This window comes from Dyadobacter sp. CY323 (assembly GCF_021390245.1).
Classification (GTDB): Bacteria; Bacteroidota; Bacteroidia; order Cytophagales; family Spirosomataceae; genus Dyadobacter.
This window is the reverse complement of record NZ_JAJUXH010000003.1, coordinates 633,404-645,304: the sequence shown is the minus strand read 5'-3', so window position 1 is coordinate 645,304 and position 11,901 is coordinate 633,404. Positions and strand designations below refer to the sequence as shown.

Annotated in this window: 13 protein-coding genes; 2 read left to right on the top strand and 11 right to left on the bottom strand. The window is 41.7% G+C overall.

Annotated elements, in window-relative coordinates:
* Window positions 1-1,202: 1,202 nt before the first annotated feature.
* The 4 genes from dxs to mutL all read right to left on the bottom strand — a co-directional run bounded on the left by dxs (window position 1,203) and on the right by mutL (window position 6,870).
* Window positions 1,203-3,146, bottom strand: coding sequence for a 1-deoxy-D-xylulose-5-phosphate synthase (dxs, locus tag LZG72_RS08995; RefSeq protein WP_233870461.1), 1,944 nt, complete (start codon window positions 3,144-3,146; stop codon window positions 1,203-1,205).
* Between the two features lie 82 nt (window positions 3,147-3,228).
* Entirely contained in the window at window positions 3,229-4,143 is a 915-nt protein-coding gene (locus LZG72_RS08990; protein ID WP_233870459.1) for a rhomboid family intramembrane serine protease, read from the bottom strand.
* A gap of 4 nt (window positions 4,144-4,147) precedes the next feature.
* Window positions 4,148-4,933, bottom strand: coding sequence for a rhomboid family intramembrane serine protease (locus LZG72_RS08985; protein WP_233870456.1), 786 nt, complete (start codon window positions 4,931-4,933; stop codon window positions 4,148-4,150).
* 50 nt (window positions 4,934-4,983) lie between these two features.
* On the bottom strand, window positions 4,984-6,870 hold the full coding sequence (gene mutL, locus LZG72_RS08980; RefSeq protein ID WP_233870453.1) for a DNA mismatch repair endonuclease MutL: 1,887 nt from the start codon (window positions 6,868-6,870) through the stop codon (window positions 4,984-4,986).
* A 239-nt stretch (window positions 6,871-7,109) separates the two neighbouring features.
* Here mutL and LZG72_RS08975 point away from each other — a divergent pair, with 239 nt between their 5' ends.
* Window positions 7,110-7,274, top strand: a complete 165-nt coding sequence (locus tag LZG72_RS08975; protein WP_233870450.1) for a hypothetical protein — start codon at window positions 7,110-7,112, stop codon at window positions 7,272-7,274.
* Here the strand turns inward: LZG72_RS08975 and LZG72_RS08970 are convergent, their stop codons facing one another.
* Window positions 7,275-7,793, bottom strand: coding sequence for a nuclear transport factor 2 family protein (locus tag LZG72_RS08970; protein WP_233870447.1), 519 nt, complete (start codon window positions 7,791-7,793; stop codon window positions 7,275-7,277). It lies immediately after the preceding gene.
* Between the two features lie 7 nt (window positions 7,794-7,800).
* Here LZG72_RS08970 and LZG72_RS08965 point away from each other — a divergent pair, with 7 nt between their 5' ends.
* Window positions 7,801-8,193, top strand: a complete 393-nt coding sequence (locus LZG72_RS08965; RefSeq protein WP_233870444.1) for a hypothetical protein — start codon at window positions 7,801-7,803, stop codon at window positions 8,191-8,193.
* On the opposite strand, the gene nadD is transcribed toward LZG72_RS08965, so the two are convergent.
* From nadD to mreC, 6 genes are all read right to left on the bottom strand, one after another.
* A complete protein-coding gene (nadD, locus tag LZG72_RS08960) occupies window positions 8,194-8,766 on the bottom strand; it encodes a nicotinate (nicotinamide) nucleotide adenylyltransferase (protein WP_233870441.1) in 573 nt (190 codons plus the stop codon). It lies immediately after the preceding gene.
* A 2-nt stretch (window positions 8,767-8,768) separates the two neighbouring features.
* Window positions 8,769-9,338, bottom strand: coding sequence for a guanylate kinase (gene gmk / locus LZG72_RS08955; protein ID WP_233870438.1), 570 nt, complete (start codon window positions 9,336-9,338; stop codon window positions 8,769-8,771).
* A 9-nt stretch (window positions 9,339-9,347) separates the two neighbouring features.
* Window positions 9,348-9,638 (bottom strand): phosphohydrolase, encoded by a 291-nt coding sequence (locus LZG72_RS08950; protein WP_233870435.1) that lies wholly within the window; start codon window positions 9,636-9,638, stop codon window positions 9,348-9,350.
* Between the two features lie 82 nt (window positions 9,639-9,720).
* Entirely contained in the window at window positions 9,721-10,308 is a 588-nt protein-coding gene (locus LZG72_RS08945) for a sigma-70 family RNA polymerase sigma factor (protein WP_026629637.1), read from the bottom strand.
* A 227-nt stretch (window positions 10,309-10,535) separates the two neighbouring features.
* On the bottom strand, window positions 10,536-11,039 hold the full coding sequence (locus LZG72_RS08940; protein WP_233870432.1) for a hypothetical protein: 504 nt from the start codon (window positions 11,037-11,039) through the stop codon (window positions 10,536-10,538).
* Window positions 11,036-11,878 (bottom strand): rod shape-determining protein MreC, encoded by an 843-nt coding sequence (mreC, locus tag LZG72_RS08935; RefSeq protein WP_233870429.1) that lies wholly within the window; start codon window positions 11,876-11,878, stop codon window positions 11,036-11,038. The genes LZG72_RS08940 and mreC overlap by 4 nt, the downstream gene beginning before the upstream one ends.
* Window positions 11,879-11,901 lie beyond the last annotated feature (23 nt).

The window sequence follows — 11,901 nt, the reverse complement described above, 5'->3', positions numbered from 1 at the left end:
GAACAGAGAAGTTAAGCCCCGGACCGCCGATGATACTTGGATCAAACCTGGTAAAGTAGGTAGTCGCCACAATATCAACCATAAGACCATCCCAAAAAGATGGTCTTTTTTTGCTTATAAAAATATCCAGCGAAGACAAAGTAAATCCAAAAGACAGGGTTTATAGGATTAGTCCGAAAAGTTAGGGGAGATTAAAAAAGTATTTGTTTTGCGGTGAATTAACTTAGATACATTGCAAGAATCTTACCAAGCTTAATACGTTCCTATTGCCCCATGGATATCCTCGAATATTTTGAGCTTTCCAAGACCGTTGAAGCGATCCCTGGCCTACATATTTAGCTGGAAGAAAGAACCATCCTGAAATTCTTGGTAACGGTGATTTACTTAAACAACTGTTAGTTAAGAGCAGGTATTTGCTATTCAAGCATCATGATAAATGGACTGCCTCGCAAGTCCAGCGTCACGGCTACTCTTCAAGCGTTACTCGCTCATTAATCATGCCTCTCAGTTAGCGACAGGATTAATGACTATTTTTCGAACTGTTAAAACAGGGAACAAGCCTTCAAAAGCTGGCCTTATGGCATAATGATGTGGAAGATTGCGGCCTTGATTCATTCAAATCGTTACCAGGTCTATCGACGCACTATCTAGACATCCTAAATTTTCTTTTATAACAGAAGCACTAACGCCTCTGAATGATTGCCACCCACTTACCTATATAATGAATGTTACGCCGTAATGGTGTCAGTCTTCCCTGGTGACATGGTAGTTCTTCTGGACTTCGGCTAAAGTGCTGTGCGAATGAGTTCGTCCAACTCCCCAAGGCTAAAAACACATGATTACGTTAGGAAGCATAAATGCGGTGGTAGGTGATCTTGACGTGACCCTTAACAGGTGCGCTTTATCTATCGATTGCTGATGGCGCGAAAAGTTAATTTAGAGGGCGAACTCTGCAACCGGAAACGGATGATAGTAGGAAACTTTTCGGAACAGACCAGTTAGAAACAAGCTTTGAACTGGTGAAATGACGTGCGAAGGCTTCAGTAACCAGCCACAGGATCTGCCGAGCCTCACAACGTCTGTCGTTTATCCTAAACGCTAATGAAGTGTTTTAATGCAACGTCCATACCCTGGATCGGAGATTGCAATTTCTATAAATTGAATAATCAGTTTAACTCCAGACGACTGACACTAGAAAAACATCAAAACCGTAAGGCTGGGGACATTATATCCGAATTTAACATGTTTTTTATTGAACCAACAATACCTAACACATCTATTCCACATTCATGGTATAACTCCTGAGGTTCTCCGTGTTCAACTATTGAATCAGGAATGCCGAGCCGTTTTATGGTTAGAGAGTAACCGTTATCAGCAATAAATTCAAGTACAGCACTACCAAAACCGCCTTGTAAACACCCATCTTCCAAGGTGATTATCTTGTTATACCTAGAACATATCTCGTGTAATAGAAGCTCATCCAGGGGCTTTGCGAACCGCATGTCATATAGGCCTACGGATATTCCTACTTTTTCCAATTCCTCACAAGCCGATTTTGCAAAATTACCCAAGGGGCCAAATGATAAAATAGCTAACTCAGTCCCCTCTTTAATTTTCCTTCCAGTGCCAATTTTTATTTCTTCGAATTCCTTTTTCCAGTCAGGCATGACACCTGAACCTCGCGGATAGCGGATGGTAAGAGAATTCTTTCCAGACTGGAAAGCATCTCCCTGGCCCGTATACATCATATTTCGTAGTTCCTGCTCATTCATCGGAGAAGCGACTACCATATTAGGAATGCAGCGCATATAAGCTATATCATACACTCCATGATGTGTTGGACCATCTGCTCCAACCAAGCCAGCTCTATCCAAACAAAAAATAACAGGTAACTCTTGAATGCAAACGTCATGAATAACCTGGTCATAGGCACGCTGCATGAAGGTGGAATAGATGTTGCAAAATACAATGTCACCTCTTGTGGCCATACCAGCGGAAAAAGTAACCGCATGTTGTTCCGCAATTCCAACGTCAAAAGCCCTTTCTGGCATTGCTGCCATCATAAGGTTTAAAGATGAACCCGAAGGCATTGCCGGAGTAATACCTACTATTTTTGGATTCTTTTTAGCCAATTCTAAAATAGTAAGGCCAAACACATCCTGATATTTTGGAGCTTGTGGTGTGGTATATTCCTTCTTTTGTATCTCCCCTGTAATCTTGTCGAAAACGCCCGGCGCATGCCACTTAGTCTGATCCTTTTCTGCCGGGCCATATCCTTTTCCTTTTACAGTAAGGCAATGCAAAATTTTAGGACCAGGGATATTCTTTAAATCTTTTAATACCTCCGTAAGATGACTTATATCATTGCCATCAATGGGGCCAAAATATCTTAATCCAAGTGATTCAAATAAATTGCTTTGACGAAGAATAGCAGTCTTCATCACACTCTCAACTTTTGATACAATCTCCTGCGCACTTTTTCCGAAATTGCTCATTTTCCCGAGCATGTTCCATACTTCATCTCTAAACTTATTGTAGGTCTGTGATGTCGTTATGTCGGTCAAATATTCCTTTAAAGCTCCAACATTAGGATCGATCGCCATGCAATTATCATTGAGGATAATTAACAGATTTGAATCTGTCGCCCCGGCGTGGTTCATCCCCTCGAACGCCATTCCAGCGGTCATGGCGCCGTCTCCAATAATTGCAATATGCTGGCGGGAGAAGTTTTTTTCTAGTGCAGACGCTACGGCCATTCCAAGCGCAGCTGAGATCGATGTCGAAGAGTGGCCGACACCAAAAGCATCATAAATGCTCTCTTTTCTTTTAGGAAATCCTGAAAGTCCTCCGTATGTGCGGTTAGAGCGAAAATTATCTCGTCTTCCGGTGAGGATCTTATGTCCGTAAGCCTGATGACCTACATCCCAAATCAATTGATCATCGGGTGTGTTAAAGACGTAATGAAGTGCAACACTCAATTCTACGACTCCAAGACTAGCACCAAAATGACCTCCATATACCGATACATTATCTATGATAAATTGACGGAGCTCATTACAAACTTGTGGAAGTTGGGAACTATCCAGTTTTCGTAAATCCTCGGGAGAATCAATTTTAGCTAATAATTTTCCAGGAGTTATAAGCATATTGGCAGGCGTTGAAATCAGGTCAAAGCAAACAGTTGCTTTTATAAATGAACAAAATTAACTAAATACGTCCTAAGTCTGATTATTTTTGCTGGCTTGCCTTAAATAACTTTTGCTTCTCTTCTTTTGTAAGACTCTCATATCCGGACTTCGAAATTTTGTCAAGAATGGAATCAATTTCCATTTGATCAGGCATTTCAACAGTTCCGGACGCAGATGCTGAATATACACTTGAACTCCTATATACCTGGCGCTCACGATAGGTTACTTGTAATGAAGGTCTCTTTCTGAATAACCTAGACCAGCCTGACATTACTGCATATATAGGTTTTCCAAGATCAGTCCCACTTTGCAACAGCTTGATGAAAAAATAGCCAATAAAAGCCCCTCCCAAATGTGCCAGATTACCGCCTGCGTTTGGGCCAACAGTTTGCGCAAGGGATAATATGATATAAAACAAAGCTATAAACTTGATACGGATCGGACCTAGAAAAATAAGGTTAAAAGTATAGTTTGGAAGCAGCGTCGACGCACCCACTGCGACAGAAAAAGCGGCAGCAGATGCTCCAAGCATTCTGGATCCTGCAATATGCGCCTGGAAGTAGGGTAGAACGTTGTATAACACAATGTATATCAAACCTCCTGCAATACCTCCCAGCATATACAAGGCAATGACCCTTTTTGCTCCTAAATATTCGTCTACAAGCTTCCCAAACCAATAAAGGAAAAGCATGTTGAACAAAATATGGAAGATGTCGTCGTGTGTAAAAAAATACGTAATTAAGGTCCAGGGCTTATACAGGAATTCCGTAGTAGCCGCAGGTAATTGCAGGGTGTTGATCACAGCAGCATATATATTAGACGACTGTGAAAGTGTCAGGATAATCTTTAAAATCAGCAGAGTAAGAAATATCGCAGTATTTATTAAAATGATCTTTACCAGCGCATTCTCCGATTTCGCGAACTCCCTTTTTACGTCGTCAACAATATTGCTCATCTCGTCAATAGAAATTTGTTTTTTGCGTACCCCAGTAACGCAACAAAATATATGCAAATAGCATTCCTCCTATGTGCGCAAAGTGCGCGACATTGTCCGACTGAGCATTTTTAAATCCTGAGTACAATTCGTAAATGCCATAAAAGGCAACAAAGTATTTCGCCTTTATAGGAAATGGAACAAACAAAAGAAAAAGCTCAGTATTAGGGAATAATAATCCAAACGCCATTAGAATGCCGAAAATTGCTCCGGAAGCTCCGACCATTGGGGTATTAATCAACCTCTCATAATACGCATTAACAAAACTTATGCTATCCTGAATATAACTGGAATTGCCCGGATTTTCTTCAAACTTATTCAAAAAATCAAGGCTGGATTCATAAATTCCTTTTGCATGCTTGCTCATAAAATCAACGAGCCCGTCAGGTGTAGGGTTTTGAGTAAATATCTCAACAGCCTGACGCACTTGACTATTTTCGAAATAATCGATTCCAGAAAATAAGAGACCAGCTCCAATGCCTGTGAAAAAGTAGAAGAAAAGGAATTTCTTTGGCCCCCACATCCGCTCAAGAAGTGGTCCAAACATGAAAAGACCAAACATATTGCTGAACAAGTGACCTAAACTCCCATGCAGGAACATGTACGTCACAAATTGATACGGCATAAAGTAAGGTGACAATAAAGACCTGAGGGCAAATCCATTACTCAGATTAAGGATGCTTGAATCAACCAGGTAAAAAAGTATATTGAGAATGAGCAAGTTCCTGACGGTAGGGGTAATGGCTAACATATGCTTTGATCAATCAAATGAATCTTCAATAATTACTTCGTTTGTTTTTTCTATCCTTTGAAAATACTGGTGAGCTTATCCATGGTTAGCAGCACAATAATGGCTTCTCCGCCCGGAGTGCGGTTTGGATCCGAAGACGCAAAAAGCTGGTCCAATAACGTGTGTATTTCTACGAATGAAAGCTTAACGGCATATCTCACAGAAAACCGTCTTGCCAATGAGCGTGACAAGCTTTCGGGCTTGTTCAATTTCAAATCAGAATAGCTTTGCTTCAACTGTTCTACAAGTTCCTCAAACAGGTCCTGCTCACTTTCTTCCGGTAAGTCAGCTGGTATCCCGCGAATAATCAACTCATTTGCGCCAAATTCGTCAAATTCGAATCCAAGGCTATGAATCTCCTTTTTCGTTTCATGCACAAGCTGCATATCCGAATGTGTTAAACGGATCCGTTTGGGAAACAAAAGTTGCTGACATGCACCGTTCCGGTTGATCAACATTTTGCGGTACCTCTCATAAAGAATACGCTCATAGGCCGCTTTCTGGTCAATGAGCATGATGCCATCCTTGACTTGTGACAGGATGTACCTGTTATGTAATTGAAAAAGGACCGCATCACTTTCGGGAGCCGCGATTACCTCAGATGCCATTCTATTAATTTTACTGGCAACCGTCTTTGACTGCTCCTGATATATCGGCCTGGAAACCGTAGTGCTGCCGATTTCGAATGCTGCAAGTTCGCGGCTCCGATCCTCAGAATTTTGTAAACCCTCAAAAAGTTTACTCCAATTGGTAAGGTTAGACCGTGAAGGCCCATTTTCGCTTTTTTTGGATTGTGCGGCCCAATCAGGCATGACCGTCCTTGGAATCAGATTGTGATTTTGTTCAGACGGTGGAGGATTTAAGAAATTTATATTGTCATCAAAATCAATGGATTGGGACAGGTTATATACACCCACAGCTTTTTTTACAGCCGCCATCACAATCGCATAAACCGATTTCTCATCATCAAATTTGATTTCGGTCTTCGTTGGGTGAATGTTGATATCGATATGCGATGGATCAATTTCAATGAACAGCACATAAAATGGGTGGCTACCCTCCTGGATGGTACCATCAAATGCACTGATTACCGCATGATGAAGGTAGCTATGCTTAATGAATCGGTCGTTGACAAAGAAGAATTGTTCTCCCCGCGTTTTTCTGGCGAATTCAGGTTTTCCAATGTAGCCGCGGACATTAATGTAAGACGTATCCTCCTGACAAAAAGCCAGCTGCTCCCGATAGCTTTTTCCGTAAATGTCGATGATTCTACGAACTAGTTTTCCCGGTTGGAGATTAAAAACTTCGGTATCGTTGTGATGCAATGTAAAACTGACCTCCGGATGTGACAGTGCAACGCGCTGAAATTCATCGAGTACGTGCCGCATTTCCACCGAATTAGACTTTAGGAAATTTCGACGCGCCGGCACATTAAAAAACAAATTCTTAACTGACAGATTTGTTCCTTTCAAAGTGGCAATGGCCTCCTGAGTCTTAATTTCAGAACCGTCAATGCGAATCAGGGTGCCTAGTTCTTCCTTTTCCTGTCTCGTCCGCAACTCTACCTGGGCGACGGCAGCGATTGATGCCAAAGCCTCTCCTCTGAAACCCATTGTTCTGATCTGAAACAAATCCTCCGACTTTCTGATTTTCGAAGTAGCGTGCCTTTCAAACGACATCCGCGCGTCCGTTTCGGACATGCCGGAACCATCATCAATAATCTGAATCAATGTCCTTCCAGCCTCCCGAAGAATAACCTGAACGTGGGTTGCCTTGGCGTCAATCGCGTTTTCCAGGAGTTCTTTCACGACCGACGCTGGCCGCTGAACGACTTCTCCGGCGGCGATTTGATTGGCTATCGCGTCAGGTAATAAATGGATGATATCGATCGACGGCATGTGGGTGACTGCAATTAACTTTACTATAACAAATAAACAAAAAATATATTAGAGGCCCGGGTATTTCAGAATAAGCTCGAAAAGCGACATGAATCAGGCGACATTTTAATAAGGAATAGTTATATTATTTATTGATATTTTCAACATTATAGGAACAATTCGGGTTCTATTTTTTGTTGCCTAGAAATAATTTGCATATCTTGGAAAACTAAACTCCATACTTGTTAACCTATATCGTTATGAAGGCGCCCATTTTCAAAAGATTTAATTTCACGATGGCATTACAATGGTTCATCTTCCTTCCAGTCATTTTGCCTTTGTGTATTATTTTTGGTGCATTGCAAGGAATTATAAATATGGTGGAGAAAATGGCTTCACGCATGTGGGCTGACATGGAACTGTAATCATTGAACCGGACTAAGCTGCACAGCTACAACCTTCCATTGCCCACCTGACTTTACACAAACAGAGAGATAAGATAATTCTCCGTGAAAACGGTTGTTTTCAATTTTTGCCTGCACTTCCCATAGCCCCGAAACAACCGTGACATCCCGATACGTACGCGTATTTGTCCCGGACAACATTCCAGAGTCTACTACTATATATCCATCGAATATTGCCTGTGTCAACATCTGACCGTTTATGGTTCTTCCCTGAAAACCGGCAACTGTAAAATCGTTCGTAACAAGGTTTGAGATTGCTTTCGCATCTTTCTCGAGCAATGCCTTGAAGAACTGATTGGAGCACTCAGTCCCATCAATAGGCTGAGTGAAATTCACCTGACCAGAGGCTGTTGCAATGCTTCCAAGGGTAATCAGAAATAAAACAACGGTCGTCATCGAAATGCGGACCGCAGCTAAAATATTTTTTCCTCTTTGAATTATATCCTTAGATTCGTTTTTCAATTCGATAGCAGATTTCATTCATTAGATGTTTAAGATAGTTAATCGGTTCGCCATTGGAATGTTTATCGGCGTAGCTGTATCCTGCTCCTCGCCTCCCGATAAGCTAGGTTCCCTGGATTTAAAAAAGTGGCGATCTGACCGCGGCGGCTGCAACGATGTTCGATCAAACTTACAAAAAGATTTCAAAGCAGTTCAGGATGAGCTGAAAGGGAAATTTGCGGATGATGTTGGGAAACTTCTGGGTAGGCCCGATATACACCAGCTCGGTGAAAGGAATGTAAAATACTATGTGTATTTTTTGGAGCCAGGACCGCAATGCGAGGACATTAAGGCTAAGTCTAATGCAGCCAAAGTTGTTTTAAAATTCAATGCGGTGGGGTTGCTCTCAGAAATTACCTTTCAGGAAAGACCTATATAATCATTGATAAAACTTCTTGATCCTGATAAGTTGTTCGACAGCCTCAGGTACCATATATCGTATGGATTGGCCTTTTTTAAGACAAGTTCTTAAAAACGTTGCAGAAATATCCAGCAATGGAGCTTCCACAAATTTTACTGCGGGGTGATTGGTGAAAATGTGTGATTTAGAATTTGGGCGCGGGTAAACATATAGGCCTGTGTACTCTAAAATGCGTTCGAAATTCTTCCAGTTTGGAAACTGGGCCAGGTTATCTTCACCCATGATCAGCTTAAACTCATGCTGCGGAAATTTTTCCTGAATCCGGATCAGCGTATCAATCGTATAACTGGGCTTTGGCATATGGAATTCAACATCCGTCGCTTTCAGCAATGCATTCTCTGAAATGGCGCGCTCCACCAGGTCGTACCGGTCAAATTCATGAAGCAAACTGCTATTTTTCTTAAATGGATTTTGTGGGCTGACAACAAACCATACCTGTTCAAGATCTGTCGTAGTGGCCATCGTGTTGGCAATAATTAAATGGCCAATGTGGATGGGATTAAAGGATCCAAAAAACAGGCCTATTTTCATTATCAGATAGCAGTAAAATCCATCACGATTTCTTCGGCTTTTTGCAGTGTTTCTTCGAGATCGTCATTGACAAGCGTAATGTCAAACTTATCTTCGAAACTAAGTTCGTATCGCACCTTTCCCAAACGGGTTTCCAGCGACTTTTCAGTTTCAGTACCCCGCTCGCTGAGTCTACGGATAATCTCTTTTTCCGACGAAACCTTCACGAAAATAGCCAACGCTTTTTCCCGATAAATTTCTTTTAGTTTTAATCCCCCCTTCACATCTACATCGAACAGAACATGCCTGCCCTCAGCCCAGAGCCGTTCTATTTCTGTCTTGAACGTACCATAGTAATTTCCAGCATAAACTTCTTCCCACTCTGCGAATTCATTATTAGCGATCCGCTCACGGAAATCTCTTTTTGCTAAAAAGTAATAGTCTTTTCCTTCAATCTCATGGTCACGGCGCTCACGTGTTGATGCCGAAACCGAGAAGGCCAGAAGACCAGGAAATTTTTTTAATAAATGTCTTACGATTGTAGTTTTTCCGGAACCGGAGGGGGCAGAAAATATAATAAGCTTACCTTTCACACGAACAGATTAACTGTTGATTTTTGATATGATCTTATCGAGTATGCTTTGGGGGCACGGTTTCTTTTCGACTTTCAGGTTGAGGGAGTCTTTGATGCATTTCTCCAGACGATATGCCTCGATACACGGGATACATTTATCCATGTTTTCACGGAAATGATCCTTTTCAGCTTCACTCGCCTCGTCATCCAGGATCGCCTGAATAATCTTCATGCACTCTGCATGGTGCTCACAGGTATGCTTCATCATTTGGTTTTGGGCACCGTCTGTAACAGAAGGCGTCGTAATTGATGCATTCATTATTTAAAATGAAATAAGAAAAATGGAAGATAAGTACAGTTGTACCCTATAACCGAATAGGTTGCAAAAAAAGTTTCACAACCTACGAATCATATCCCATTGAACTTGCATAACTCTTAAGTTTTTCCTTCAATAAGTTACGTGCACGGTGCAAACGGGACCTTACCGTACCGATCGGAATATCGAGAATTTTAGCCATTTCCTCATATGTAAATCCTTCAATATCACAAAGGATGATTACCGTACGGAAATCAACTGGTAGCGCATTTAATGCATTGGCGACTTCATCGCCGATCAACTCTTGTACCGCATCGGCGCGTAGATCGACAGTGTAAGTCGTATCGGAAGCTTCCTCAGAATTATAGGTAGTTTCTACCTCCTGATAGTCAACTTTGGAAGGTTCTTTGCTTTTCTTGCGGTAATCATTTATAAAGCTGTTCTTAAGTATCCGGAACAACCAGGCTTTTGCATTGGTACCCTGCTCAAATGAGGAAATAAAACGAAAAGCCTTTAAGTATGTGTCTTGAACCAGGTCATTTGCATCGTCCTCGTCCATAGTAAGACGAAAGGCGAAGTTATACATGGAGTCAATGTGAGGCATGAACTCACGGTTAAATACCTCATAGCGAAGATCATCCGTGTATTCATTAGTCGTGAGTGTTTCTGACATGGCAACTAACATAGGAATGCTGAATTTACAAAGATTAATAACAGCTCCAAATCGTACAAATTAAAAATTGATGAATGGCCATTTGAAGCTAACTAACAGCCATTGCGTCACGATAAAATTAAAATTGCCGAACTTTTGAAACTGACTGAAAACAGTCATCGGAAATGGAAATTTAATGTATCTACATCAAATTTCGAGCCAATTTGAGTTTGCGCCAAAATGTCAGATTAACGCTTTGAAAAAAGTTCCAGCAGGATAATAAGAAGGGTCGTGAATAATGTGCTCGCGCCAATTCGGATGAGCGTATAAAGGATCATTCCAAAATGATTCATCTCCATGAAAAACAACATCGAGTGATGAAGAAGGACCAGTGGGAACAGATAAAACAGAAATGCACCCAGTCCCTGTGCCCGGATGCCGACTTCGGCTCTCTCGGCTCCTTTGGACTTCATTTGATAATGAATTAGGAACGGGCGGAGGTAAGCGATGAGTACGGTCGCAGAGGCATGCATTCCAAAGGTGTTGGAGAATACATCCACCGTGAACCCGATCCCAAATGCAATCAGCAAAAGGTATAGTCTGTCAATATCCGCTGGAAGCAGTAAAATACCGGCAATGTAGATGAAACAGAATGCGTAATTGAATAAAACAATATTGCGCATGAAGAAGATCTGCAAAAATAAATAGAGCAGGATCATCAGGGAATATTGTATTGCTTCTCGTAAACTCATCGGCGGGTTTCTACTATACGACTTTTAAGATTTTCCTGCTCCCCAAGTTGTTGATTTTGTACCACATAAACATAAGAGAGGTTCCTGAAATCGGTCGCTAGACGTAGCGTGATATTATAAAAGGTTTGATTTGGATGTACAGTAACGCTTTCAACCCGGCCAACCATGATACCCGGCGGAAAAACAGAATTCTGATCGGAAGTCACTGCGGAGTCGCCTTTGAAAATCTTGGTGTACTTTGAAACATCAATCAGATCTACCAAATTTGGATCCTTGCCAGGCCACTTTGCATAGCCGATCTCCTTGCTTCTCACCAATTTAGAAGATACCATAAACTGCGAATGCAGAATGGAAGTAATCACTGAATAGTTGGTGGAACAGAACCGCACCTTACCAACGACACCGGTCGCAGAGATGACTCCCATACCCGGTTTTATGCCGTCTGCGATGCCTTTATCAATGGTAAGTACATTGTTTGGTTTGTTTGTCTCATTGTCCACAACCTTTGCGACTGTATATACAAAACGCGATGCGAATGCAGAGTCGGGAATGTAGCCTGTTGGGGAATCAACCGGTTTCTTTTGATTAATTGCAGTCAACATGGCATGAAGCCGGGCATTCTCGTTTGCAAGATCATAATTGATCTCGTCAAGTTTTGTAAACTCTCTGGCTGAATTAGAAAACGCCAGTGTTTTGGCAACGTAATAATTGGAAGTATTGAAATAAGTTGCGCCCCAGTAACTGTTGCTGCGCACAATAAGCCAGACACTGAGCACTTCCAGCAATACAAAAACCAGAAAAAAACGATTCCTAACAACGAAATCAACTAGTTGGAGCATGGGTTACAATGTTCATGCTGATT

Coding starts and splice junctions, on each gene's coding strand:
- LZG72_RS08975 (WP_233870450.1), top strand. CDS start 7,110: ATGAAGGCGCCCATTTTCAAAAGATTTAATTTCACGATGGCATTACAA.
- LZG72_RS08940 (WP_233870432.1), bottom strand. CDS start 11,039: ATGAGTTTACGAGAAGCAATACAATATTCCCTGATGATCCTGCTCTAT.
- LZG72_RS08965 (WP_233870444.1), top strand. CDS start 7,801: ATGTTTAAGATAGTTAATCGGTTCGCCATTGGAATGTTTATCGGCGTA.
- dxs (WP_233870461.1), bottom strand. CDS start 3,146: ATGCTTATAACTCCTGGAAAATTATTAGCTAAAATTGATTCTCCCGAG.
- mutL (WP_233870453.1), bottom strand. CDS start 6,870: ATGCCGTCGATCGATATCATCCATTTATTACCTGACGCGATAGCCAAT.
- LZG72_RS08990 (WP_233870459.1), bottom strand. CDS start 4,143: ATGAGCAATATTGTTGACGACGTAAAAAGGGAGTTCGCGAAATCGGAG.
- LZG72_RS08970 (WP_233870447.1), bottom strand. CDS start 7,793: ATGAAATCTGCTATCGAATTGAAAAACGAATCTAAGGATATAATTCAA.
- mreC (WP_233870429.1), bottom strand. CDS start 11,878: ATGCTCCAACTAGTTGATTTCGTTGTTAGGAATCGTTTTTTTCTGGTT.
- LZG72_RS08950 (WP_233870435.1), bottom strand. CDS start 9,638: ATGAATGCATCAATTACGACGCCTTCTGTTACAGACGGTGCCCAAAAC.
- nadD (WP_233870441.1), bottom strand. CDS start 8,766: ATGAAAATAGGCCTGTTTTTTGGATCCTTTAATCCCATCCACATTGGC.
- LZG72_RS08985 (WP_233870456.1), bottom strand. CDS start 4,933: ATGTTAGCCATTACCCCTACCGTCAGGAACTTGCTCATTCTCAATATA.
- LZG72_RS08945 (WP_026629637.1), bottom strand. CDS start 10,308: ATGTCAGAAACACTCACGACTAATGAATACACGGATGATCTTCGCTAT.